The organism is Glutamicibacter sp. FR1, assembly GCF_047300825.1.
Classification (GTDB): Bacteria; Actinomycetota; Actinomycetes; order Actinomycetales; family Micrococcaceae; genus Glutamicibacter; species Glutamicibacter nicotianae.
In genome coordinates this window covers 2,632,993-2,656,278 of the sequence record NZ_CP178602.1, presented here as the reverse complement: position 1 = coordinate 2,656,278, position 23,286 = coordinate 2,632,993, and the positions used below count along the sequence as shown (strand labels likewise).

The following is a 23,286-nucleotide window of genomic DNA, read 5'->3' as shown; positions in this document are numbered from 1 at the left end:
TTCTGGCGCCGGCCCTGTAGTAGCGTGTAACCATGAAGCCAGCGACCTCCTATCCGCGACCCGCCGCCGACATCTACGCGAACCGGGAGCGGTGGGCGCCACTGGGCCATGGCAAGACCGTCGTAGTGACCGGCGCGAATAGCGGCCTCGGCTTCTTCGCCAGCCTCGGCCTGGCGCAGGCCGGCGCACAGGTCATTCTTGCCTGCCGCAACCAAAGTCGCGCAGAACATGCGATGGAGCAGATCCGGCGGCGCGTGCCGGGGGCCCGTGTCGAATTCATGCAGTACGACTCCTCACGCATTGAATCTGCCATGGGACTGGCGGCCGAGCTGCGCAATCGGCCACTGGACGCGCTGATCGCCAACGCCGGGATCATCCGGGCGCCGCGGGAACGCCAAGCGGGCCTGCTCGGTTACGAGCTGACTATGAGCACCAACTTCATCGGGCACGCACGATTGGCCGGCGAACTCGCCGACCGCTTCAGCCAGCCGATGCGGTTCATCGGCCTGGGGTCGATGTCCACCCGAATGCTGGCCACCGATCCGAAGAATCTGGCGTTGGCCCGCGATTACCATCCCTACCGCGCCTATGTGCAGTCCAAGGCGGCAGTGCAGGCGTTTACCCTGGCCCTGGACCACCGGCTGCGCCAGCTGGAACTGCCGGCTCGTGCGCTGGCGATCCATCCGGGATATGCGCTCTCCGGGCTGTCCCCGCAGGTGCTCAGCATCAATGAGCCGGACTATGCCAAGCGGCTGATCGGCCAATTGCAGGCTGGTTTCGCGCAGGGCAAACACGAAGGAGCGGTGGCCTTGGTCGAAGCGGCCTTGGCACCTGAATTGGATGCCGCGCCACGAGGCTGCTACCTGGGGCCGAAATTCCTGACGAAGGGCCCAACGGTACTGGCCAGCCCGGCGAAAGCGACCCGCGGCAAAGAGCTGCAAGGCAAAGCCTGGGAGCTGTTCGTGAAGGCAAATGAGGGACTCGATCCATTCGCGCTGTAGGTCCCGGGTGAACTTTCACACCTTCGATTTGGCTAAGAATTCAGCAGAATCCGCATGATGATGCACTTTTTGTCGCCGCCAGCTGGTAAGTTCAACTCTTGATAAGTCCGTGCGACCGCGCGGCGTCCGGGCCCGGAAGAGGGTCTTGGATCACTAGTCCAGGAGGACCATACATTGGCTATGAACCGTAGCGAACTTGTTGCTGCTGTTGCAGCGAAGACCGAAAACTCCCAGATTGCAGTCAACGGTGTTCTGGATGCAGTCTTCGAGGTTTTCGTCGACCAGATTTCCAAGGGTGAGAAGGTGTCGATCCCAGGTTGGTTGGCTGTAGAGCGCACCGATCGTGCAGCTCGTACCGGCCGCAACCCGCAGACCGGTGAAGCAATCCAGATTCCTGCTGGCCACTCGGTCAAGCTGACCGCTGGTTCGAAGCTGAAGGCTGCTGTAGCCAAGAAGTAAGCTTCATGTAGAGCTTTGCGCAAGGCCCGCCATCTGTCCTCGGTTTGGCGGGCCTTGCCGCGTTAAGCAGCGTTGCAATGGCTTTCATTCAGCTCGAAAATGGTGCCGTTGAGCCAAGAAATCTGCAATTAGTTGAAAAAATCCCGGTTTTCCGCCTGTTTTCCGGTGTTTCGGGGCAAAACGTTTGATATGTTCTCACTGATAAGTCCGTGCGACCGCGCGGCGCCCGGGCCCGGAAGAGGGTCTTGGATCACTAGTCCAGGAGGACCATACATTGGCTATGAACCGTAGCGAACTTGTTGCTGCTGTTGCAGCGAAGACCGAAAACTCCCAGGTTGCCGTCAACGGTGTTCTGGATGCAGTCTTCGAGGTTTTCGTCGACCAGATTTCCAAGGGTGAGAAGGTGTCGATCCCAGGTTGGTTGGCTGTAGAGCGCACCGATCGTGCAGCTCGTACCGGCCGCAACCCGCAGACCGGTGAAGCAATCCAGATTCCTGCTGGCCACTCGGTCAAGCTGACCGCTGGTTCGAAGCTGAAGGCTGCTGTAGCCAAGAAGTAAGCTTCCTGTAGAGCTTTGCGCAAGGCCCGACCCGCTCCGGAGAAATCCAGGAGTCGGGGACGGGCCTTTCGCTTTATCTGATGCCATTTGGGCACCGTTTGAGGCATACTTCTACTTCGCGTAGAATCAGCCATGATTGAAGATTTCTACTAAGAATGGCTGCCCACCGTGTCACAGAAACGCGCTGCCCGCGTACTGCGCGGCTGGTTAGCGGCAAGCGTGTGCACCTGGACAGCCTTTGCCGCCCATGCCCACAGCGCACCGACCGCGCTGTCGGTCGTGGCCATGGTGCTGATCACCTGCGTTTCCGCGGCGATCAGCGTTGTGCTGGTTGGCCGCAAATTCTCCCTGTGGGCGACCAGCTTGGTTGTGCTGCTCAGCCAAGGGCTCTACCACCTGAGCCTGTCGGTGATGAGCCACCCGAGCGGCGATCTTTCCGGCATGGAGCACGTCCATCATGCGGGACGAAATCTGGAGCTGGCGCAGAACATCACTGCGCAGTACGCCAACGTGCATACCGAATCGATGCTCTACGCCCACGTGCTGGCCGCGATCGCCAGCATTGTGGTGCTCAACGGCGGTGAACGCCTGCTCAAGGTCTTGGGCGGCTGCCTCACCCTGTCAACGGCTCGGCGGATCCTCGCGCGCATTCGCGTGCAGGCTCCTGCTGCCCGGCCGCTTCGCGCCTACTTCCCCTTGCGCTTCCAACTCAAGCTGGCGCAACTGGGAAGGCTGCCGGAGCGCCGTGGTCCTCCCTGCTTCATTCTTGCCGCCTGAGTAAAGAATCGAAGCGCCCCGACAGGGGCTTGGAAGGAAAACCATGACCGTAGCAACCAAGAAGTTCTCGCGCGTGATCGCCGTACTGGCGCTCTCCCTGCTGGCCTTTGCCAGCTCGATTAGCGCGGCCAACGCCCACGACCAGCCGATCGGCTCCACCCCGAAGGACGGCGCCACCGTCAAGCAGGCCCCGGAAGACATCACCCTGGAATTCTCCGGTGTGCTCCAGAGCCTATCCGGCGTGGACTCCACGGTGGTCTCGCTGACCCTGGATGGGGAAAAGATCGACACCGAAGCGCAGACCAAGGGCACCAAAGTCACCGTCACCCCGGCACAGGAACTGGCCAACGGGGAGTACCAGCTGGCCTACCGCGTGGTGTCCTCTGACGGGCACCCGATCGAGAACAAGATCGGCTTCAGCATCGACGCGCCGCAGGCCGAGCCGACCCTGGTCAGCTCCAGCGAGCCAGCCGCTCCAAGCGAAACTGCCGGGTCCGCCGACGAGGAACCAGGCCAGAACCCGGTCCAGGAACTGGGCAGCTCGATGAGCCCGGTGATCTGGGTGATCATCGGCGTGGTCATCCTCGGCGGTGCGCTGGGCGTGCTTGCCAAGTTCATGCGCCAGTCCAAGTAACTCCCGCTCTTCCGGTGCGCCAGAGGCCACCGCTGCCTTTGGCGCGCCTGCACACCGATTTTGAAAGCTTGAGAACATGAAATTCCAAAAGACCACTGCATTGGCCCTGGCCTTTGGCTTGCTGCTGACAGGCTGCGCACAGGGCGCAGGCTCGCCCGCACCGGGCAGCGAGCAGGAAACAGGGCGCAGGCTCGCCCGCACCGGGCAGCGAGCAGGAAACAGCGCGGCAAGCCGACGCCCTGTCCACCAGCGAGACCTGGGCCAAGGCCGCCGAATCCGGCATGAGCGCGGCGTTCGGCATCCTGCACAACACGTCGGCCACCCCGATTGCGCTGCACCAGATCAGCAAGCCTCAGGGCGACGAGATCCAGATCCACGAAATGCGCGGCACCGGCACCGGGATGACGATGGCGCAGCTCGAAGGGGACCTGGTGATCGAACCCGGGAAGGACGCGGTGCTGGCACCGGGCGGAAACCACCTGATGTTCATGGACCTGCAACAGCCGCTGGTGGTCGCCCAGACGGAGAGGCTGACGCTGGAGTTCGCCGACGGGTCGAGCACCGAGGTCGATTTTCCGATCCGCAACTTCGACGGAGCCAAGGAAAGCTACGACGAGCATGCCGGGCATTAGCGTGGATCGCCGGACACTGCTGGGCACCACAGCGGCCGCCGCGCTGGGCGGAATGCTCGCCGGTTTCGGGACCGGCAAGCTCAGCGTCCCAGCGGCCGCCGCCGTGCCTGGCTACCGCCCGTTCTATGGCAAGTACCAGTCGGGGATCATCGATCGCCAGCAAGCCCACGCGGTGTTCGCCGGATGGGATCTGCATTGGCGCGAAGGATCGAAGAAGGACCAGCTGCGCGCGATGCTGCAGATGATCACCGATGATGCGGCCAGGCTGGCCAGCGGCCGCGGAGTGCTGGCCGACACCGAACCGGAAATGGCGCAGCCCGGATGCGAACTGACGCTCACCGTGGGGCTGGGCCAGAGCCTGCTCGACGTGGCCGGGCACGGGCAGGTCGGCACGTTGCCGCATTTCGCCGGCGACCAGCTCGAACAGCAGTACGGGCAGTGCGATTTGCTGATCCAGTTCTGCGCGCAGGATCCCACGGTGCTGCAGCATGCAGTGCGGGCGGTGTCCAAGAACCTGCGCGGCCTGGCTTCCCGCCGCTTCGCCCAAACCGGGTTCGCCAGCCCCGGCGTGCACGGGTTCCGCAACCTGTTCGGCCAGCTGGACGGGATCAGCAACCCCGAGGGGGAGCTGCGCGAGGAAGCGGTGTTCGGCCAGCCGGGCTGGATCGAGAACGGGACCACGCTGGCGCTGCGCAGGTTCGAAATGGACCTGGACGGCTGGGACGAGGTGGACACCGCGGGACGCGACCACGCGCTGGGCCGGCGGCAGGCCGACGGTTCGCCGCTGTCCGGCAGCAGCGTCGATGACCCGGTGGACCTGGCCGCGGCCAATGGGCTGGGGCTTCCGGCAATCGCGGCCAACGCCCACGTGGCTCTGGCCAGGCCGGGCAGCGCCGATGAAGTCATGCACCGGCGGGGCTACAACTTCGCCGGGCAGGCTTCGGGCCTGCTGTTCGCCAGCTACCAGCGCGACCCGGCAACCAGCTTCATCCCGGTGCAGCACCGGCTGGCGGCCGCGGATGCGCTGAACACCTGGCTGAAGCCGGTGGGATCGGGCCTGTATGCGATCCTGCCCGGGGTGGCTGAAGGCGGCTACCTGGGGGAGCAGCTCAAAATGTGAGATGCGCCCAACCCGACCGGCCGCACGGTGACCGGCCGGGCGAACAATGAGATGATGAGAAGGTTATGGATACACAGCGTACAGTTTCAATTGCCCGCTTCATCCTGCCCGGAATCATCGCTGCGGCGGTGGCCTTCCTGGCGGCGGTGTTGTTCACCGGGATTGCCCGGCCGGCGGAATTGGCCGATCCCGGGGCGTTCGTGCGCTGGTCGCTGCCCATCTCCCGGGCCATCCACCACGCCTCGATGTCGCTGAGCATCGCAGCTCTGGTCTTCGCAGCGGCGATCATCCCGCGGGCCGCCAAGGTCACCCGCGATACCGAAGGGGACGCCCATCCGGCGTTCACCCGCACGATGAATATCGCGGCCGGGGCGGCTGTGGTGTGGACCCTGTCCGCGGCCACCGTCATGCTGCTGACCTTCTGGGACCTGGCCGGCATCCCGATGAGCCTGGATCCGCAGTACTCGGCAGCGATCCTGGACTACATCCTGTCGATCACCACCGGACGGGCCTGGGCCTGGATGGTGGTGATCGCGGCGATCACCAGCTCGCTGGCGCTGGCCGTGCGCTCCAAGACCACGGTGGGGCTCAGCGCCCTCTTCTCGCTGTTCGGCATCCTGCCGCTGACGTTCATCGGCCACACGGCCGGGGGAGACGACCACTTCGCCGCGGTGAACTCCATCGGCCTGCACCTGCTGGCCGTGGTCCTCTGGTTCGGCGGCATCATGGTGCTGGCCCTGCTCGCCCCGACGCTGGCAGGCGAAGCGCCAGGCCGGGTCCGCGGGCAGGTGCTGGCCGGGGTGGTGCTCAAGCGCTATTCAGCGCTGGCCACCTTCGCGGTATTCCTGATGATCGGCTCCGGGCTGGCTTCCGCGGTCATCCGCATCACCGACTGGGACCAGTGGCTGACCCCGTATGGAACCCTGGTGATCGTGAAGCTGCTGATCACCCTGGCACTGGGCATGCTGGGCCTGTGGCACCGGCGGATGGTGATCCCGAAGCTGCTGGAAGGCAAGTTCACCGCGCTGCGCGCGGCCTGGCAGGTCGTGGCCGCCGAGGTCGTCCTGATGGCCGCAGTGATGTCGGTGGCCACCGTGCTGGCGCGCACCGCCCCGCCGACCTCCGATGCCCCGCCGGCCGAAGCGACCCCGGCACGCCTGCTCACCGGCTATGACCTGCCGCCGGCACCGGACGCGGCCGCCTGGTTCACCACCTGGCGGATGGACTGGATCTGGGTGGCGGTCTGCCTGTTCGGCCTGGCCGTGTACCTTTGGGCGTTCATCAAGCTCGTCCGCCGCGGGGACAAGCCCAGCGTGCTGCGCCTGGCCAGCTGGATCGTCGGCCTGTTCGCGCTGTTCTACGTGACCAGCGGCGCGGTGGCGGTGTACGGCAAGATCCAGTTCTCCACCCATATGGTCGATCACATGTCGCTGACCATGATCGTGCCGATCTTCCTGGTCCTGGGCACGCCGGTCACGCTGCTGCTGCAGGTGCTGCCTTCGCGCGCCGATGGCACCCGCGGCCCGCGCGAATGGATCCTCTACCTGGTGCACTCGCGCTACTCGAGGGTGATCACCCACCCGATCTTCGCTGCCGTGAACTTCGCCGGCTCGATTGTGGTCTTCTACTTCACCCCGCTGCTCGAACCGGCCATGCGCTACCACGCCGGCCACGAGCTGATGAACCTGCACTTCCTGCTCACCGGCTACCTGTTCGCCCTGTCGTTGGTGGACGCCGACCCGGTTCCCAAGCGCTACCCGTACCCGATGCGCCTGGTGGTGCTGCTGGCCACCGTCGCCTTCCACGCCTTCTTCGGCGTCGCGCTGATGAGCACCGAAACCCTGCTGGCCCCCGACTACTTCGGGAACATGGGCCGCACCTGGGGCGGCACCGCGCTGGAGGACCAGGTGGTGGGCGCCGGGGCGATGTGGGCGATCGGCGAGGTGCCGACGCTGGTGCTGGCGATTTTCGTGGTCATCTCCTGGCTGCGCCAAGACAAGAAGGACACCAAGCGCTACGACCGCCAGGCCGAGCGCGACAACGATGCCGAGCTGGCTGCCTACAACGAAATGTTCGCCCGCTACAAGCAGGCCGACCGAAGGGACCCCCGTGCCTAGCACCAAGAAGATCCTCGCCTCCTCGCTGCTGGCCTGCGCGCTGCTCGCGGCCACCGCCTGCTCCGCGGAGCAGGAGATGCCGCAGGACGAGACCCACAAGATCGCCGTGCAGGGCACCGCGACACCCAGCGCCTCCGAGAAAGCTGAAGAGCCTGCGGAAATGACCACCGCGCAGGTGGCCACCACCGCCGGGGCAGTGATGGCCGCCGAGCTCGGCTTCCCCGCCAGCGCGAAGATCCAGGGCAAGGACCTCGAATCCCTGGCCACGCCGCCCACCGACACGCTCAAGGACATCGTGGTGCTGCCGGCCCAGTGCTCGGGCCCGATCGAGGATTTGAATTGGTCGCCGGTGCAGCTGGGCACCGAGGCGGCGCGCACCGACTTCACCAACGAGAACCAGTCGATCACCGGTTCGGTGGAGGTCGCCAAGCTCGGCGATAAGGCGGCCAAGGTCGCGGCGCACAACAAGAACGTGGCCACCATCCTGGACGAATGCAAAACCGTGAAGCTCAACGGCCTGGATTACCGCGAGACCCTGAAGTTCTCGGATCCCGGCGTGCCGGAAGCCGATTCGGCCCTGTACTACAGCCGCGACGGGCAGTATGCGCAGGATTCGCTGGTGCTGATCAAGAGCACCGATCAGTACGCGGTGATGGTTTCCTTCATGTCCGCGACCTCGCTGCAGGATGCCACTTTCAACAAGGTGGCCACCAGCATCATGGACACAGTGCTCGCGCAGCTGCCCTAACGGGAATACCCGGCCCGGGCCGGTGGTTGCACCAGCAAGAACTTCACACTTTTCTCAATGTTGCTTAACACCGTTCGCCCGTTCGGGCGGCGGTGGCAGATAATTGAGGTTCGAATTGCCGCAGCCGCGGTGACAGCGAAAGGACCACCATGAGCACTTCCGAATCCGTCCGCGCCAATTACAAGGTGCGCGCCAGCGAGCTGCTGGGCCGGAACTGGCTGAATACCGGCGGCAAGCAGCTGGATCTGGATGCCTTGCGCGGCAAGATCGTGATCCTGGACTTCTGGACCTTCTGCTGCATCAACTGCCTGCACGTGCTCGACGAGCTGCGCCCGCTGGAGGCGAAATACTCGGATGTGCTGGTCACCGTCGGCGTGCATTCGCCGAAGTTCGAGCACGAAGCCGATCCGGACGCGCTGGCCGCAGCCGTGGAACGCTATGAGATCCACCACCCGGTGCTCGATGACCCGGAGCTGGTCACCTGGCAGGCCTATGGGGCGCGTGCTTGGCCAACCCTGGTGGTGCTGGATCCCGAGGGCTACATCGTTGCCCACCTTTCCGGCGAGGGCCACGCCCAGGGCCTGGGCTCGCTGATCGAGGAACTGGTGGCTGAGCACGAAGCCAAGGGCACGCTACACCGCGGCAACGGGCCGTACGTGGCTCCCGAGGCCCGCGAAGGCGACCTGCGCTTCCCGGGCAAGGCCATCGCCCTGGCCAATGGCAACTTCCTGGTGGGCGACTCGGGCCACCACCGGCTCGTCGAGCTGGCGGGCGACCTGACCGTCGTGCGCACCATCGGCTCCGGGGCGAAGGGCTACGCCGATGGCGATGCGCAGACCGCCCAGTTCAATGAGTTGCAGGGGCTGGCCGCGCTGCCGGCCGAGCTGGCCGCGGAACTCGGCTATGACGTTGTGGTCGCCGACACCGTCAACCACCGCCTGCGTTCGGTCAACCTCGCCACCGGGCAGGTGGGCACCCTGGCCGGCAACGGCGTGCAGCGCCTGCTGGACTCGGAGAACGCCCGCCAGGAAGTCCAGCCCACCGAGCTGGGCACCGACGCGCTGAACATTTCGCTGTCCTCCCCATGGGATGTGCTCTACCACCCTTCGGGCAAGATCATCATCGCAATGGCCGGCACCCACCAGATCTTCGCCTTCGACCCGCGCACGTCCGCTGTGTCGGTCTTCGCCGGCACCGGCCTGGAAGGGCTGGCCGACGGGGCACCGGACCAGGCTTGGTTCGCCCAGTCCTCGGGCCTGGCCCTGGATGGCGAGAACGTGTGGATCGCCGACTCGGAAACCAGCGCCCTGCGCTGGATCGAGGTCGAGGACGGCCAGGCCCAGTCGGTGCACACCGCGGTGGGCACCGGGCTGTTCGACTTCGGCTTCCGCGACGGCGACGCCGAGGCGGCGCGCCTGCAACACCCGCTGGGCGTTGCGGTGCTGCCTGACCACTCGATCGCGATCGCCGACTCGTACAACGGGGCGGTGCGCCGCTTCGACCCGGCCACCAAGACCGTTTCCACCCTGGCCAAGGGGCTGAAGGAGCCGGCCGACGTGCTGGTGGACGCCACCGTGGACGGCGACCCGGTGCTGCTGGTCGTGGAGACCAACACCCACCAGCTGGTGCGCATCCCGATTCCTGCCGAGGCCCTGGTGGTGGACGAAGGCGCCAGCCAGACCCAGCGCCCCAAGACCCGTGTGCAGGCCGGAAAGCACGAGATCCTCGTGCGCTTCGCCGCGCCGAAGGGCCAGAAGCTCGATGACCGCTGGGGCGATCCGACCCAGCTGAAGATTTCGGCCAGCCCAGAGGAGCTGCTCCTCGATGGGGCCGGCACCTCGGTGGGCCTGACCCGCACCCTGGAGCTGAACCCGGAGGTGGCCGACGGCGTGCTGCACATTACCGCCCGTGCGGCGGCCTGCGACGGCGAGCCGGGCGGCGAGATCCCCGATCACGCGGCCTGCCACCTGTACCAGCAGGACTGGGGCATCCCGGTGGTGCTGGACGCGGACGGCGAGAACGAGCTGCTGCTGGATTTGCGCGGCGTGAACTAGAAAAAGGCGCACCCGAGGGTGCGCCTTTTCCATGCCCGTCGAAAGCTGCCGGATGGCATCACAGCGATAATCTGAGGAAACCTCAGCATTTTCCCGCCCAAGTCGCTAGACTGGAGGGCGGGAGGAGCCGGAGGGATCCGGCGATAAGTATGGCGTCGAAAATGTTCCGTGCACTGGAAATACCAAATTACCGGTTGTGGGTGATCGGCGCGCTGGTCTCCAATATCGGAACCTGGATGCAGCGCGTGGCCCAGGACTGGCTGGTGCTCACCGAGCTCACGGACCACGATGCGGTGGCCACCGGCATCACCACAGGCCTGCAATTCCTGCCGGTGCTGCTGCTGGGCCCCTATGCCGGACTGATCGCCGACCGCTTCAACAAGCGCCGGCTGCTGATCTTCACCCAAAGCTTCATGGGAGCCTGCGCCCTGATCCTCGGCCTGCTGGTAGTCACCGGCACCGCGCAGCTCTGGCACGTCTACGTGCTGGCCACCCTGCTGGGCATCGGTTCCTCCTTCGATGCGCCGGCACGCCAGGCATTCGTCTCCGAAGTGGTCCCCGGCTCCCATCTGGCCAACGCGGTGGCGTTGAACAGCGCGAACTTCAACCTGGCCCGGCTGGCCGGTCCAGGCGTGGCCGGCGCGGTCATCGCCCTGGTCGGTACCGGTCCGGCCTTCCTGCTCAATGGCGCTTCCTTCCTTGCGGTGATCTCCTCGCTGGTGTTCATGCGCAAGGACGCGCTGAACCCCTCCAAGCCGGTAGAGCGGGCCAAGGGGCAGGTGCGCGAAGGCATCGCCTATGTGAAGAATCGCAAGGACCTGCTGCTGATCTTCTTCCTGGCCGGGGTAATCGGCACCTTCGGGCTGAACTTCCAGATGACCAACGCGCTGATGGCCACCGAGGTTTATGGGGTGGGAGCCGGGGAGTACGGGATCCTGGGCTCCATCATGGCAGTGGGCACCTTCGGCGGCGCGCTGCTGGCGGCACGGCGTTCGGCTCCGCGTTGGCGCTACTTGATCGGCGGCGGCGTGTTCTTCGGCATCGCCGGGGTCGCCAGCGCATGGATGCCCAACTACATCGCGTTCGCCCTGGTGCTGATCCCGGTGGGACTGGGGTCGCTGACCTTCCTGAACAGCTGCAACACCATGGTGCAGACCTCGGTGCCGCCGCAGTACCGGGCGCGCGTGCTGGCACTGTACCTGATGGTGGTGATGGGTGGAACGCCCATTGGCTCGCCGCTGATCGGCTGGTTCGCCGAACTGTTCGGGATCCAGATCGCCGTGACCATCGGGTCCGGGCTGTCGCTGGCCGCCAGCCTGGCGGCGCTGCTGGTCTGGCAGAAGTTCAAGACCAACGCGGTGCCGCTGCGCAGCCAGTTCCGCGAACTGCTCGGGCGCTAGCCGGCCACCTGTTCGCCGCCGGCCACCGGAACCACCGACACCTCGGTGGTGCTGGTAGTCAGCTGTGCGGTGAAGGAGTAGTCCTCCTTGACGGTCTTCTTCGCCTTGGCGCCGGTGCGCAGATCCTGCTCGGTCAAGGTCAAGGTGGCGGTGGTCTTCAGCGGGGAGAGCACCCAGGCGCCGTTGTAGTAGTTCACTTCAATGGCCGGGTACTTCGAAATGGACCAGTCGATAGTTGCCGGATCCACGCGCGCGGAGGTGTTGTAGGCGAACGGGCAGCCCGAGGGCATCAGAACCTGCTCCTCGGCGCAGTCGTTGAGATACTTCTTTACCTTCGTGTTGATGGCGGCGATGAATTCCTTGGTCGGCTCCGTCTTCAACGCGATCTCCACCGGTTCCGCGGCAGGCCTTGTGACCACTATGCCGCGGGTGTCGGCCGCGAAATTCTTGGTGCTGAAGCTCGCGTCGAGGATCGCAGGGTAGAACACCGGCAGGGTGCTCACGCCGGCGGACAGCGGGATCTTCTGCTCGTTGACCATGACCTCGTTGACGGTGTTGGCCTTGATCCTCACGCTGGGCAGCGTGCTCGGCTCGAAGGCCCACTTGTCGAACAGCAGCCAGGATTTGCCGGCGTGGCGCAGCGTGTAGGTGGAATCCTTATCCACGCCGTGGGCCTTGTAATGCGCGGTGACGGTGCGCAGCTGCTCATCGCCGTCGACCGGCTGGGCCTTGTCCGTGGTGAATTCCGTAATCCCGGCCTGGGTGCGCTTGAGCACATCCCCGTCCAGGGCCACCGCGTCGCCCTCCGGGACCTGGGCCTGCATCAGGCCCAAGGCCTCGGCGCCTTCGCCTTTGGCCAAATGCTGCTGCAGCGCCTTCACCTGATGCTGCGGGGAGAAGAGCGTGCGGTTGGCGGCGATCGATCCGGCAATGACCAGAACGATGACTGCCACTGCGGCCAAGGCCCAGCGAAGGGCCAGGCGGGCAGCGGAGATCGGCATGGAATTACGAGTGTTCATCAGTAGCTAGGCTATCTGGTTTCCGGGCGCAGTGAGTAAACGGCGTGCTGGAATGGCGGGTAATACTACCGGCGGCGGCGCTTGCGGTTGCCGAAGAAGCCGCGGATCAGCTCCCGTCCAATCACCTTCGCGGCATCCATGGCCATGTCCATCATCGGGTTCTCCTCCTGCCGTGGCCGGCTCTGGCGTGGGGCGCTTTCCCTGCGCGGTTCCGGCGCCGCCTCGGGAACAGCTTGCACCGGCTGCGCGGCCCGTGCTTCGAGCATTTCACGGGCGGAATCGCGATCCACCGCGGCGGAATACTCCGCAGCCAGCGTCGAGCTGCCGCGGACCTGCGCCATCCGCTCCGGGGAGGCTGGCCCGATGGTGGATCCCGGCGAGGACATCTTGGTCCAGGCGACCGGGGTCGGCGCACCCTTCTCGCCCAGCACGGTGACCACCGCTTCGCCGACACCAGCCTGGGTCAGCGCCTCCTGCAGGTCCAGCTCGCCGGAGGGGAAGGTCTTGATGATCTGCTTCAGCGCGCTCTGGTCCTTGGCCGTGAACACGCGCACCGCATGCTGGATGCGGTTGCCCAGCTGGCCGAGCACCTCATCGGGCAGGTCGGTCGGGGACTGGGTGATGAAGAACAAGCCCACGCCCTTGGATCGGATCAGCCGCACGGTGCTGATGATCGCGTCGGTGAACGCCTTGGTCGCATCCTTGAAGAGCAGATGGGCTTCGTCGAGGAAGAACACCAGCTTGGGTTTGTCCAGGTCGCCGGCTTCTGGCAGGTCTTCGAACAGGTCGGCCAGCAGCCACATGAGGAAGGTGGAGAAAAGCATGGGCTGGGAGCTGACCGAGGGCAGTTCCAGGATGCTGATGACCCCAGCGCCGTCGCGCACCTGCAGGAAGTCGGCGGTATCGAACTCGGGCTGGCCGAAGAACTGGTCCAGGCCCTGGGTCTGCATGATGGTGATGCCGCGCTGGATCACCGACGCGGTGGACGAGGAAACCCCGCCGAGGCCCGCCAGCGCCGGGGCGCCGTCGTCGCTGAGCAGGAAGCTGATGACCGCCTTCAGGTCGCTGAGGTCATCGAGCGGAAGCTTGTTGGAGTCGGCGTAGTGGAAGATCAGCTGCAGGCATTCTTCCTGGGTCTCGTTCAGTTCCAGGACGCGGGCCAGCAGGATCGGTCCGAAAGCGTCTACGCTGGCGCGTACCGGAACGCCCTCGCCCTTGCCGCCGAGGCTGAGGAATTCGACCGGGTTGGTGCGGGCGGTGAATTCGTGGCCCAATTCGGCCAGCCGGGCAGTGAGCTTGTCCGACGGTTCGGCAGGCTGCGCGAGACCGGTCAGATCGCCCTTGACGTCGGCGAGGAATACCGGAACGCCGGCCACTGAGAGCTGTTCTGCCATGGTCTGCAGGGTGACGGTCTTGCCGGTGCCCGTGGCGCCGGCGATCAGGCCGTGGCGGTTGAGCATCTTCAATGGCAGGCGGACCTGCGCAGTCGGCTCCGGCTTGCCGTCGATCAGTGCGGCCCCGAGCTCCAGGCATGCGGATTCGAAGGCATATCCTTCAACGAGGCTGGTCAGCAGGGTATTCGATTCCTGTGTCATGGTTTCACTCTATTGCTTTTAGAACGGGTGCAAAAGACGCTGGACGAAACTTTGAGTCCGCGGGTTCCTCGGCGTGCCGAGCACCTGTGCGGCTGGGCCGGTCTCCACGACCACCCCGCCATCCATGAACACCACGGTGTCGGCCACATCCCGGGCGAACGCCAGCTCGTGGGTCACCAGCACCATGGACCAGCCTTCCTGGGCCAATTCCTTGATGACAGTGAGCACTTCGCCGACCAGCTCCGGATCCAGCGCGCTGGTGGGCTCGTCGAAGAGCAGCAAATCAGGCTGCTGCATCAGCGCGCGCACGATTCCTACGCGCTGCTGCTGTCCGCCGGACAGTGAATTCGGGTAGTCATCGGCCTTGGCTTCCAGGCCCACGCGGGCCAGCAGCTTCTTCGCCTCGGCCAGCACCTGGTCCCTGGGACGCTTCTGCACCTCGATCGGACCGATGCTCACGTTCTGCAGGACCGTCAGATGCGGGAACAGGTGGTGCCCCTGGAACACCATCGCAGAGCGATTGCGCAGGATCTGCGCGGACTTGGGCTTCATCCCGGCGCTGAAGGACACTTCCGGGCCGCCGGCGAATCCGACGGAACCGGCATCTGCGATTTCCAGGCCGTTCAGGCAACGCAGGGCGGTGGTCTTACCGGAGCCTGACGGGCCGATCAGGGCCAGCACCTCGCCGGAATGCACGGTGAAGTCGATGCCCTTGAGCACCTGGTTCGCCCCGAACGCCTTGTGCAGGCCGGTGACCGCCAGCAGGGGGGAATTACTTGGCGACATACTTTTCAAGCCTTCCTTCAACAGAGTTTTGCAGGGCCGAAAGCACCAGGCAGATCACCCAGTAGATGGCCGCTGCTTCGCAATAGAGCAGCAGGAACTCATAGGTGGAAGCCGTGATCTCCTGGGCCTTGCGGAACATTTCGGTGACCAGGATGGTGGAGGCCAGCGAGGTGTCCTTGACCAGCGAGATGAACGAGTTCGACAGCGGTGGCACGGCCACCCGGGTTGCCTGCGGCAGGATCAGCCGGTAAAGGGTGCGCGTGCGCGACATGCCAAGGGTATAGCCGGCTTCCCATTGGCCCCGGGGGACCGAGAGGATTGCCGCACGGATGATCTCAGCGGCGTAGCCGCCGATATTCAGGCTGAAGGCGATGATGGCGCTGGGCCACGGGTCGATGACCAGGCCCACCGAGGGCATGCCGTAGAAGATGACGAACAGCTGCACCAGCAGCGGTGTGCCGCGGATGATGGAGATGTAGATCCGGGCGATCGAGGAGACCACCGGGTTCTTGCTGATCCGCATCAGCGCCATCAGCAAGGCGATGACCAGGCCCAGGGCCATGCTGATCAGGGCCAGCGGAATGGTTGCGGTGATCGCACCGAGGGCCAACGGCCCGAGCGAGTCGAGGAATAATTGCCATTTCGGATCCATGGGCTACCTTTTGCGCAAATGAAACTGGCTCCACGCGTTCTCACGTGTGGAGCCAGTCTACTGATAGTGCTTGCTACTTGCTGACGTCTTCGCCGAAGTACTTCTCGGAGATCTTCGTCAGTTCCCCGTCGGCGCGCAGCTCGTCCAGGGCAGTGTCGATGGCCTTGGCCAGTTCGGTGGAATCCTTGCGCAGGGCGACAGCGGATTCGCTCTTCTGATCGGATTCAGCGGCGATCTTGATGCTGTCATCCGGGTTGGCCTTCTGCGCGTCCAGGAAGGTCAGTTTGTCGTTAACGGTGGCATCGACACGGCCCTGCTTGAGCAGGGTGATCGACTGGGCCCAGCCTTCAACCGGTTCGACATTCGCACCGGCATCCTTGGCGGTCTCGTAGAAGTTGCTGGTCAGCGACTGCGCGGTGGTCTTGCCCTTGAGCGTGTCGAAGGACGTAATGTCGGTATTGTCGCTCTTGGTCACCACCACGCCGGTGGAAACGGTGTAGGGCTGGGTGAACAGGTACTTCTCTTCGCGTTCCGGGTTGATCGAGACCTGGTTGGCGATGACGTCGAAACGGCCGGCATCCAGGCCGGCGAAGATCGCGTCCCACTGGGTCTCTTGGAACTTGACTTCGACGCCCATCTTCTCGCCGACGGCTTCGATCACCTCGACGTCGTAGCCGGTCAGCTCGCTGCCCTCATGGTATGAGAAGGGACGGTAGGTGCCTTCGGTGCCCACGGTCAGCACTCCGGAATCCTTGACCTTCTTCAAGGTGTCGCCGGTTTCGGCAGAGGCGCCACCCGATGCGCTGGGGGAGGCCGGCGAGCCGGAGGACCCGCAGGCGCTCAATGACAGGGCGACGATTGTGGCGGCAGCCAGCAGGGGTGCAGTGCGCTTCATGATGACCTCACTAGGGGAGCGGATAAAACCAGTAGTCCATACAACACTCTAGTGATGATCGATTATTCCTGCGGTGCGAAGCTACCTCAGATTCCGAGGATGATCGCCAACAGCATCATCAGGGGGATCGCGCAGATGGTGGTGACCAGCACCGTGTCTTTCGCAACGACCACCCCGTGGTCGTAGCGCATGGCCGTCACGAAAATGTTCTGCGCGGTCGGCAGGCCGGCCATGATGACCGAGGCCACCAGCAGCTCTCCACGCAATCCGAACACCCAGTAGGCCAGCACCCAGGCCAGGAACGGGTGCAGGAGCAGCTTGGCTGCCGCGGCGATCAGCACGTCGGCGCGGCGGCCGGATTTCTTTTCCAGCGGCTTAGAGCCCACCAGCGAAATGCCGAAAGCCATGAGCATGGCGGGAATCGAGGCGCCGGCAATCAGATTGATGGGTTCCAGCACCATCGAAGGCAGCTCGACGTCGGTCAGCGCCACGACCAGACCGAGCAGCGAACCGATGATCATCGGGTTCTTCGCGGTAGCCAGCAGCAAGGCGATTGGGGTGGTGCGGTGCCGAGAGGTGGTGGCATCCAGCATCGCCAGATTGACCGGCTGGTAGAGGGCCAGCTGGAAGAGTATGATCGGGGCCGCATAGGACATGTCGCCGAGCACGTACAATGCGATGGGCAGCCCCAGGTTCGCGGAGTTCACCGTGGAGGCGGACATCGCGGCGATGATGCTCTCCGATGCCGGCCGCTTCAGCGTCCGCACCGTCGCCAGGTAGTAGATCGCCGCGGTCAAGGCCGCGGACAGCGCAGCCACCCAGAGCAGCGGCCCGAGCACGGAGACCGGATCGGACTCGACCAGGGTGGTGAACAGAAGGGCCGGGCTGGCCACGAAGAAGGTGACCCGGCTGAGAACGTGGCGGCCCTGGTCGCCGAGGACCCCGGTGCGGCCCACCAGATAGCCGACGAGAATGACGACCCAGATGATGGAGAAGCCTTCGAGGACTCCGGTCATCGTGCTCCTTCGCTGGCTGCAGGGACAGAACCGCCGGAGCACCATTGGTGCCCCGGCGTTCGCTTGAGCGGGCGACGGGAATCGAACCCGCGTATCGAGCTTGGGAAGCTAGCGCTCTACCATTGAGCTACGCCCGCAGTGCTCCGAGCGGCCTATTGACGGCCCGGGCATCAAAAGCATATCCCACGAATCTTGCGCACCGGCAAACGGCACGGGAAATCGTGGCAAAAGTTACGAAATGCTATTCCGGACGCTTCTGGTTGAGCAGCTGTTCGCGCAAAATCGCCACCCCATCAGCAGGGACTTCGAAGCTGAGCTCGTCGCCTGGGTTCACCACGAAGCCGGTGTTCTCCAATGCGCGCACCACGGTGGCGCCCTGGACCTTCACGCCGTAGGGTGCCATGTCGATGTACGAGGAAGGGATGCGCTCCAGGGTGGTGAAGACCGCTACCACCGCTTCGCCCGAAGGGTTGGTGAGCATCATCGGCTGGGCGTTCTTGTTCTCGCCGGTGACCTCTTCGCGGGAGAGGAAGTACACCTCTGCACTCATGAAAGCGCCGATGACCGAACCGGAGAGCTCGGGTTTGTTAAGCCCGGCCTGAAGCATCATCTCGAAGTGCGTTTTGGGCTGAGCCCGCTGCTTGTCCATCGGGGTTTCAATGACCGCATCTGGGCCCTGGGCAGGCTTTTGGTTCTCGTGCGCTTCGGAGGCGTTCTCGTTGCTCATGCATTACAGCATGTCGCGATAAACCCTCAGGTGCAAACGGCGAATGCGGTTAATTCGGGGTAAAGGCATAAAATGGCAGGTGAGCACCCACGATTGAATCAAGGACTGAGCATGCCTGAATTCCGTTATGAGGATCTTCTGCCCATTGGCGAAGACACCACCAAATACCGCAAGATTTCCTCCGAAGGCGTCGAGGTTGTCGCCGGCCCGGACGGGAAGAACTTCCTGAAGGTCGCACCCGAAGCCTTGGAGCAGTTAGCCGAGACCGCGCTGCACGACATCTCGCACTACCTGCGCCCGGCCCACCTGCAGCAGCTGCGCAACATCCTCGACGATGAGGAAGCCAGCCCGAACGACAAGTTCGTGGCCTTGGACCTGCTGAAGAACGCGAACATCGCCGCCGGCGGCATCCTGCCGATGTGCCAGGACACCGGCACCGCTATCGTCATGGGCAAGCGCGGCCAGCGTGTGCTCACCGAAGAGCAGGACGAGATCTCGCTCTCGCGCGGCATCTACAACGCCTACACCCGGCTGAACCTGCGCTACTCGCAGCTGGCTCCGATCACCACCTGGGAAGAGAAGGCCACCGGCAACAACCTCCCGGCGCAGATCGACCTGTACGCGAACACCAAGGACGGCGCTGACACCAGCTACAAGTTCCTGTTCATGGCCAAGGGCGGAGGATCGGCCAACAAGTCTTTCCTCTACCAGGAGACCAAGGCGATCCTCAACGAGAACTCGATGCTGAAGTTCCTCGACGAGAAGCTGCGCTCGCTGGGCACCGCCGCGTGCCCTCCGTACCACCTGTCCATCGTCATCGGTGGCACTAGCGCCGAGATGGCGTTGAAGACCGCGAAGTACGGTTCGGCCAAGTACCTGGACTCGCTGCCTACCGAGGGCGCGATGACCGGCCGCGGCTTCCGCGATACCGAGCTGGAAGACAAGGTACTGGAGCTGACCCGCCACTTCGGCATCGGCGCCCAGTTCGGAGGCAAGTACTTCTGCCACGACGTGCGCGTGGTGCGCCTGCCGCGCCACGGCGCTTCGATGCCGGTGGCCATCGCAGTATCCTGCTCGGCCGACCGCCAGATGCTGGCCAAGATCACCGAGGAAGGCCTGTTCGTCGAGCAGCTGGAAACCGATCCGGCCCGCTTCATGCCGGACGAATCCCACCCGGCTATTGCGGCCCACGACCACGAGACCGATGGTGTCACCGGCACCGGCGGTTCTTCAGTGGTGAAGATCGACCTGAACAAGCCGATGAACCAGATCCTGGCGGAGCTGACCAAGTACCCGGTCAAGACCCGCCTGTCGCTGACCGGCCCGCTGGTTGTGGCCCGCGACATCGCGCACGCCAAGATCAAGGAGCGCCTGGACGCCGGCGAAGAGATGCCGCAGTATCTCAAGGACCACCCGGTGTACTACGCAGGTCCTGCCAAGACCCCTGAGGGCATGCCGTCGGGTTCCTTCGGCCCGACCACCGCAGGCCGCATGGACTCCTATGTCGACCAGTTCCAGGCTGCCGGCGGCTCGATGGTCATGCTGGCTAAGGGCAACCGCTCCAAGCAGGTCACCGATGCCTGCAACACCCACGGCGGCTTCTACCTGGGCTCCATCGGCGGCCCTGCCGCGCGCCTGGCCCAGGATTGCATCAAGAAGGTCGAGGTGCTCGAATACGAGGAGCTGGGCATGGAAGCGATCTGGAAGATCGAGGTCGAGGACTTCCCGGCCTTCATCGTCGTCGATGACAAGGGCGAGGACTTCTTTGCCGAGACGCTGAAGCCGACCTTCACCGGCATCCCAGTGCGCGCGAAGTAGGACTTCAAGCTGCTAGGAGCCGCCAGCAAAAAGCTGGTGGCTCCTTTTCCAGTTCAGGCTGCTTTGTCCCGTCGCCGGGAACCAGGTCCGTGCTTGGCAGCGAATCCTGCCTCGGGGTGGCTACTGGGTGAAGCCGAAGCCCCAGTCGCGGTACGGCGGAAGGAAACGCAGGACCAGCAAGTCCTCGTCCACGACAACACCTTCGCCAGCCTTCTGGGATTCTTCCTTCGGCTTTTCGTCCTTGGCCTTTGCCGGTTCCTTCTCGATGGCAACCTCGGCTTCGCGTTGCTTGGCGCTCTCCATCGAGTCGGCGAGCATCTGGTGGTACTCCTCGAAGGTTTCTGCGCCGGAGGCCAGCATTGCTTCGGCGTGCTCGGTTCCGATGTAGCGCACATGCCACGGCTCGTACTTGTAGCCGGTGATCTCTTCCTTGCCCTGCGGATAGCGGATGATCAGGCCGTACTCCACTGCATGCTCGGCGATCCACAAACCGGCCGGAGTCTGGCCGAACTCTGCCTTCAATTCGGCATGGCTGTTGGTGTAGCCCAGATCTGCGGCCAAACCGAGCTGGTGCTCGCTGGTTCCGGGGCGTGCAGAAATGCGCTCGGCATAGGTAGTGCCGTATTTGGCTTGGTACTGGTTGAACAGCACCGCCTGGCGCTCGTAGGAACGGTAGGCGCTGAGCAGCTTGATCGAGTGGCCAGCGGCGCGTGCGTCGGCAATGAGCGCTTCGACCGCCTTGGCTGCCTCAGGTCGCAGGGTCATCGAGCTGCCGGCAACACTCACCAGCTTGCCTGGAACGTAGTCTTCTGGCGAAAGCTTCGTGCTGGGGTTGATCAGGGCCAAGGGGCTCGATGCCTTCGTCAGCTGCGAGCTCTCCACCGCAGGCAGATCCTCAGCCGGCGCAGCGAATGCGGCGGTGCCGGAGAGCAGCAGTGCCGAGGCGAGAACGGTGCCAGTCAGCGCGGAGGCTAGACGCATCTTGAATAAACCCTTGTGTTGCGGAGCGATGATGGGAAACCCAACTTAACGATAGCTGGAAACACTGGGTATTTGGTGAGAAATCCGCCACCAGCGGGTGAACAGGAAGCGCCCGCGGGAATTGACTCACCGTACATATTTGGCCCAATAGTTCGGCTGCCGGGGAAAGTCAGGATAAATTTATATCCGTGTTGTATTCAGATGGTGATATTCGTCGAGAAATAGCGTCAGGTGAGATCGGGCTGGAGCCCTTCGAGCCGGCGATGGTCCAGCCCGCGTCCGTGGATGTTCGACTTGACCGGTTCTTCCGGCTTTTCGACAACCACAAGTATGCGCACATCGACCCTTCTGTGGAGCAAGACGAGCTCACCCGCCTGGTCGAGGTCGACCCCGATGAGCCATTCATCCTGCACCCGGGCGAATTCGTGCTCGGCTCGACCTATGAAGTGGTGACCTTGGGCCACGGCGTGGCGGCCCGTCTGGAGGGCAAGAGCTCCCTGGGACGGCTCGGACTGCTAACCCACTCCACCGCAGGCTTCATCGATCCGGGCTTCTCCGGCCACGTCACCTTGGAACTGTCCAACATGGCAACCCTGCCCATCAAGCTGTGGCCCGGTTCGAAGATCGGCCAGCTGTGCTTCTTCAAGCTGACCTCGGACACCGAGCACCCTTATGGTTCCGGCCCTTACGGCAACCGCTACCAAGGCCAGCGCGGCCCAACGGCTTCGCGCAGCCACCTGAACTTCCATCGAACCAGCATCGAGAACTAGCGACAGCACGCCTGGTCATCTCGCAAACGGCGCTGGCTCCCAACGATTGTTGCGAGCCAGCGCCGTTTGCACTCGGGTTCGCTCAGGTGGCCTTCTTCGGCGCGCGGATCGGCAGGAGCAGCAGCAGGCCGAGAGCCAAGACCACCAGGATGCCCAGGATGCCGTAGCGCTGAGCTTCACCGGATGCCACCAGCGGGGTGGCGATGGCGATGGCCCCGGCGAACAGCGCAGGTGCCAAGAAGGACACGGCGCGGCCGGTCGTTGCATACAAGCCGAAGAGTTCCCCTTCGCGCCCTTCGGGAATCAAGCGCGAGAGATAGGAACGTGAAGCTGCCTGTGCCGGTCCGACGAACAGGCACAGCAGCAGGCCGAAGATCCAGAAACCTGTGGCTTCGGGCGAGAAGAAGACGCCGGCACCGGCCACCAGCAGGCCGATGAGCGAACCGACAATGACAGCCTTCGGTCCCGCCCAGTCATCGACTCGGCCGCCAAGCACGGCACCCAGGGCGGCAACCACGTTGCCGACGATCGCGAAGATGATCACTTCGGTCAATTCGAAACCGAAGGTGCCGGCGGCAATGACCCCGCCGAAGGTGAAGATCGCTGCCAGCCCGTCGCGGAAGACGGCCGACGAGCACAAGAAGAACAGCAGGTTGCGGTCGCTGCGCCACAGTTCCTTGATGTTGTTGAACAGCACCTTGTAGGTCTGAACCAACGGGATCTTCTTCGACGTGCTCGGCGGTGCTTCAGGGATCACGAAGAACAGCGGCAGCGCGAAGAGCAGGCACCATGCGGCCGAGAATATTGCCACCCAGCGCAGGTTCAGGGATTCATCGGTATTGGCACCCGGCCATTCCACAATGGGTTGCACGAACAGGAAGAGCACCAAGGCGAGGGCAAGGATGCCGCCGACATAGCCCATGCCCCAGCCGAAGCCGGAGACCTTGCCGACCGTTGCCTTGGTGGAAATCTGGTTCAGCACCGCGTTGTAGTTCACGCCGGCGAATTCGCCGACGACAGACATGCCCGCGATGAGAATAGCGCCGAACCAGAGGTAGGAAGGGTCGGGGTAGACGAAGAAGCAGACCGCGCAGATCACCACTAGAATCAGCGTGTTGACCACGATCCACAGCTTGCGCCGTCCGGCAACATCGGCCCGGAGCCCGGTGACTGGCACCAGCAGGGCGATGGCCAAACCGCCGATGGCCAGTGCCTGCGAGAGCACCAATGAAGCATGATCGGTATCGCCAAAAAGCTCGCTGGTCAGATAGACGGTGAAGACGAAGGTAATCATTACCGCGTTGATCGCCGCTTGGCCCCAGTCCCAGCTGGCCCAGGCCCATGTGTACCTATTAAGCCACTTTTCGCGAATCGCTGACGGTTCGACCTGATTGATTCTCATGCTCGCATCGTACCGGCAACTGGTAATCAGGAAATGAATAGGAACGAATTTTTAGAGAAAATCGAGCGATTCAGAAAATCAGCTGATTGCGGAAAACGCGGGGAATATTCCTTAAACGACACAT

Annotated in this window: 22 protein-coding genes and 1 tRNA gene; 13 read left to right on the top strand and 10 right to left on the bottom strand. The window is 63.9% G+C overall.

Annotated features, from left to right (window positions below):
- Nucleotides 1–32: 32 nt before the first annotated feature.
- The 11 genes from ACLQ8T_RS12780 to ACLQ8T_RS12730 all read left to right on the top strand — a co-directional run bounded on the left by ACLQ8T_RS12780 (nucleotide 33) and on the right by ACLQ8T_RS12730 (nucleotide 11,501).
- On the top strand, nucleotides 33–1,001 hold the full coding sequence (locus ACLQ8T_RS12780) for an SDR family NAD(P)-dependent oxidoreductase (protein WP_413454823.1): 969 nt from the start codon (nucleotides 33–35) through the stop codon (nucleotides 999–1,001).
- A gap of 174 nt (nucleotides 1,002–1,175) precedes the next feature.
- Nucleotides 1,176–1,460: an HU family DNA-binding protein gene (locus tag ACLQ8T_RS12775; protein ID WP_204722778.1), complete on the top strand. Its 285-nt coding sequence runs from the start codon at nucleotides 1,176–1,178 to the stop codon at nucleotides 1,458–1,460.
- 274 nt (nucleotides 1,461–1,734) lie between these two features.
- Nucleotides 1,735–2,019: an HU family DNA-binding protein gene (locus ACLQ8T_RS12770; RefSeq protein WP_013349906.1), complete on the top strand. Its 285-nt coding sequence runs from the start codon at nucleotides 1,735–1,737 to the stop codon at nucleotides 2,017–2,019.
- A 168-nt stretch (nucleotides 2,020–2,187) separates the two neighbouring features.
- Entirely contained in the window at nucleotides 2,188–2,796 is a 609-nt protein-coding gene (locus ACLQ8T_RS12765) for a hypothetical protein (RefSeq protein ID WP_413454822.1), read from the top strand.
- A gap of 43 nt (nucleotides 2,797–2,839) precedes the next feature.
- Nucleotides 2,840–3,430, top strand: coding sequence for a copper resistance protein CopC (locus tag ACLQ8T_RS12760; protein WP_254589704.1), 591 nt, complete (start codon nucleotides 2,840–2,842; stop codon nucleotides 3,428–3,430).
- A 281-nt stretch (nucleotides 3,431–3,711) separates the two neighbouring features.
- Nucleotides 3,712–4,062 (top strand): copper chaperone PCu(A)C, encoded by a 351-nt coding sequence (locus ACLQ8T_RS12755; protein WP_204722775.1) that lies wholly within the window; start codon nucleotides 3,712–3,714, stop codon nucleotides 4,060–4,062.
- Nucleotides 4,049–5,182 carry a Dyp-type peroxidase gene (locus ACLQ8T_RS12750; protein ID WP_413454821.1) on the top strand — a complete coding sequence of 378 codons (1,134 nt, stop codon included), beginning with the start codon at nucleotides 4,049–4,051 and terminating at the stop codon, nucleotides 5,180–5,182. Before ACLQ8T_RS12755 ends, ACLQ8T_RS12750 begins: the two co-directional genes overlap by 14 nt.
- Before the next feature lie 65 nt (nucleotides 5,183–5,247).
- The gene (locus tag ACLQ8T_RS12745) at nucleotides 5,248–7,299 is read left to right on the top strand and encodes a cytochrome c oxidase assembly protein (RefSeq protein WP_254589707.1); all 2,052 of its coding nucleotides are present in this window, start codon (nucleotides 5,248–5,250) and stop codon (nucleotides 7,297–7,299) included.
- Nucleotides 7,292–8,047: a hypothetical protein gene (locus ACLQ8T_RS12740; RefSeq protein WP_413454820.1), complete on the top strand. Its 756-nt coding sequence runs from the start codon at nucleotides 7,292–7,294 to the stop codon at nucleotides 8,045–8,047. The genes ACLQ8T_RS12745 and ACLQ8T_RS12740 overlap by 8 nt, the downstream gene beginning before the upstream one ends.
- Nucleotides 8,048–8,196: 149 nt before the next feature.
- On the top strand, nucleotides 8,197–10,101 hold the full coding sequence (locus ACLQ8T_RS12735) for an NHL domain-containing thioredoxin family protein (RefSeq protein WP_413454819.1): 1,905 nt from the start codon (nucleotides 8,197–8,199) through the stop codon (nucleotides 10,099–10,101).
- Nucleotides 10,102–10,262: 161 nt separating this feature from the next.
- Nucleotides 10,263–11,501 carry an MFS transporter gene (locus tag ACLQ8T_RS12730; RefSeq protein ID WP_413454818.1) on the top strand — a complete coding sequence of 413 codons (1,239 nt, stop codon included), beginning with the start codon at nucleotides 10,263–10,265 and terminating at the stop codon, nucleotides 11,499–11,501.
- Here ACLQ8T_RS12730 and ACLQ8T_RS12725 read toward each other — a convergent pair.
- From ACLQ8T_RS12725 to ACLQ8T_RS12690, 8 genes are all read right to left on the bottom strand, one after another.
- Nucleotides 11,498–12,520, bottom strand: a complete 1,023-nt coding sequence (locus ACLQ8T_RS12725) for a hypothetical protein (protein WP_413454817.1) — start codon at nucleotides 12,518–12,520, stop codon at nucleotides 11,498–11,500. The two genes, ACLQ8T_RS12730 and ACLQ8T_RS12725, sit on opposite strands and share 4 nt — an antisense overlap.
- A gap of 65 nt (nucleotides 12,521–12,585) precedes the next feature.
- Nucleotides 12,586–14,115 carry a helicase HerA-like domain-containing protein gene (locus ACLQ8T_RS12720; protein WP_413454816.1) on the bottom strand — a complete coding sequence of 510 codons (1,530 nt, stop codon included), beginning with the start codon at nucleotides 14,113–14,115 and terminating at the stop codon, nucleotides 12,586–12,588.
- Nucleotides 14,116–14,133: 18 nt separating this feature from the next.
- Nucleotides 14,134–14,901, bottom strand: coding sequence for an amino acid ABC transporter ATP-binding protein (locus ACLQ8T_RS12715; RefSeq protein WP_128471241.1), 768 nt, complete (start codon nucleotides 14,899–14,901; stop codon nucleotides 14,134–14,136).
- Entirely contained in the window at nucleotides 14,888–15,553 is a 666-nt protein-coding gene (locus ACLQ8T_RS12710) for an ABC transporter permease subunit (RefSeq protein ID WP_128471242.1), read from the bottom strand. Before ACLQ8T_RS12710 ends, ACLQ8T_RS12715 begins: the two co-directional genes overlap by 14 nt.
- A 73-nt stretch (nucleotides 15,554–15,626) precedes the next feature.
- Nucleotides 15,627–16,448, bottom strand: a complete 822-nt coding sequence (locus ACLQ8T_RS12705) for an amino acid ABC transporter substrate-binding protein (protein WP_204722767.1) — start codon at nucleotides 16,446–16,448, stop codon at nucleotides 15,627–15,629.
- Between the two features lie 86 nt (nucleotides 16,449–16,534).
- Nucleotides 16,535–17,464 (bottom strand): AEC family transporter, encoded by a 930-nt coding sequence (locus tag ACLQ8T_RS12700; RefSeq protein WP_413454815.1) that lies wholly within the window; start codon nucleotides 17,462–17,464, stop codon nucleotides 16,535–16,537.
- Nucleotides 17,465–17,530: 66 nt separating this feature from the next.
- A tRNA-Gly gene (locus tag ACLQ8T_RS12695) sits at nucleotides 17,531–17,601 on the bottom strand.
- A gap of 104 nt (nucleotides 17,602–17,705) precedes the next feature.
- Entirely contained in the window at nucleotides 17,706–18,191 is a 486-nt protein-coding gene (locus ACLQ8T_RS12690) for an SseB family protein (protein WP_128471245.1), read from the bottom strand.
- 111 nt (nucleotides 18,192–18,302) lie between these two features.
- On the opposite strand from ACLQ8T_RS12690, the gene ACLQ8T_RS12685 reads away from it, so the two are divergent.
- On the top strand, nucleotides 18,303–20,009 hold the full coding sequence (locus tag ACLQ8T_RS12685) for a fumarate hydratase (protein WP_204722765.1): 1,707 nt from the start codon (nucleotides 18,303–18,305) through the stop codon (nucleotides 20,007–20,009).
- A 120-nt stretch (nucleotides 20,010–20,129) separates the two neighbouring features.
- Here the strand turns inward: ACLQ8T_RS12685 and ACLQ8T_RS12680 are convergent, their stop codons facing one another.
- Nucleotides 20,130–20,990, bottom strand: coding sequence for a D-alanyl-D-alanine carboxypeptidase family protein (locus tag ACLQ8T_RS12680; protein ID WP_204722764.1), 861 nt, complete (start codon nucleotides 20,988–20,990; stop codon nucleotides 20,130–20,132).
- 188 nt (nucleotides 20,991–21,178) lie between these two features.
- Here ACLQ8T_RS12680 and dcd point away from each other — a divergent pair, with 188 nt between their 5' ends.
- Nucleotides 21,179–21,760, top strand: a complete 582-nt coding sequence (dcd, locus tag ACLQ8T_RS12675; RefSeq protein ID WP_038991749.1) for a dCTP deaminase — start codon at nucleotides 21,179–21,181, stop codon at nucleotides 21,758–21,760.
- Nucleotides 21,761–21,842: 82 nt separating this feature from the next.
- Here the strand turns inward: dcd and ACLQ8T_RS12670 are convergent, their stop codons facing one another.
- On the bottom strand, nucleotides 21,843–23,162 hold the full coding sequence (locus ACLQ8T_RS12670; protein WP_204722763.1) for an MFS transporter: 1,320 nt from the start codon (nucleotides 23,160–23,162) through the stop codon (nucleotides 21,843–21,845).
- Nucleotides 23,163–23,286: the final 124 nt, after the last annotated feature.

What these genes read in the sequence shown, in the direction of transcription:
- ACLQ8T_RS12745 (WP_254589707.1), top strand. Translation starts at nt 5,248, where the DNA reads ATGGATACACAGCGTACAGTTTCAATTGCCCGCTTCATCCTGCCCGGA.
- ACLQ8T_RS12720 (WP_413454816.1), bottom strand. Translation starts at nt 14,115, where the DNA reads ATGACACAGGAATCGAATACCCTGCTGACCAGCCTCGTTGAAGGATAT.
- ACLQ8T_RS12680 (WP_204722764.1), bottom strand. Translation starts at nt 20,990, where the DNA reads ATGCGTCTAGCCTCCGCGCTGACTGGCACCGTTCTCGCCTCGGCACTG.
- ACLQ8T_RS12705 (WP_204722767.1), bottom strand. Translation starts at nt 16,448, where the DNA reads ATGAAGCGCACTGCACCCCTGCTGGCTGCCGCCACAATCGTCGCCCTG.
- ACLQ8T_RS12735 (WP_413454819.1), top strand. Translation starts at nt 8,197, where the DNA reads ATGAGCACTTCCGAATCCGTCCGCGCCAATTACAAGGTGCGCGCCAGC.
- ACLQ8T_RS12730 (WP_413454818.1), top strand. Translation starts at nt 10,263, where the DNA reads ATGTTCCGTGCACTGGAAATACCAAATTACCGGTTGTGGGTGATCGGC.
- ACLQ8T_RS12760 (WP_254589704.1), top strand. Translation starts at nt 2,840, where the DNA reads ATGACCGTAGCAACCAAGAAGTTCTCGCGCGTGATCGCCGTACTGGCG.
- ACLQ8T_RS12690 (WP_128471245.1), bottom strand. Translation starts at nt 18,191, where the DNA reads ATGAGCAACGAGAACGCCTCCGAAGCGCACGAGAACCAAAAGCCTGCC.
- ACLQ8T_RS12715 (WP_128471241.1), bottom strand. Translation starts at nt 14,901, where the DNA reads ATGTCGCCAAGTAATTCCCCCCTGCTGGCGGTCACCGGCCTGCACAAG.
- ACLQ8T_RS12725 (WP_413454817.1), bottom strand. Translation starts at nt 12,520, where the DNA reads ATGAACACTCGTAATTCCATGCCGATCTCCGCTGCCCGCCTGGCCCTT.
- ACLQ8T_RS12700 (WP_413454815.1), bottom strand. Translation starts at nt 17,464, where the DNA reads ATGACCGGAGTCCTCGAAGGCTTCTCCATCATCTGGGTCGTCATTCTC.
- ACLQ8T_RS12670 (WP_204722763.1), bottom strand. Translation starts at nt 23,162, where the DNA reads ATGAGAATCAATCAGGTCGAACCGTCAGCGATTCGCGAAAAGTGGCTT.
- ACLQ8T_RS12750 (WP_413454821.1), top strand. Translation starts at nt 4,049, where the DNA reads ATGCCGGGCATTAGCGTGGATCGCCGGACACTGCTGGGCACCACAGCG.
- ACLQ8T_RS12780 (WP_413454823.1), top strand. Translation starts at nt 33, where the DNA reads ATGAAGCCAGCGACCTCCTATCCGCGACCCGCCGCCGACATCTACGCG.
- ACLQ8T_RS12755 (WP_204722775.1), top strand. Translation starts at nt 3,712, where the DNA reads ATGAGCGCGGCGTTCGGCATCCTGCACAACACGTCGGCCACCCCGATT.
- ACLQ8T_RS12710 (WP_128471242.1), bottom strand. Translation starts at nt 15,553, where the DNA reads ATGGATCCGAAATGGCAATTATTCCTCGACTCGCTCGGGCCGTTGGCC.
- ACLQ8T_RS12685 (WP_204722765.1), top strand. Translation starts at nt 18,303, where the DNA reads ATGCCTGAATTCCGTTATGAGGATCTTCTGCCCATTGGCGAAGACACC.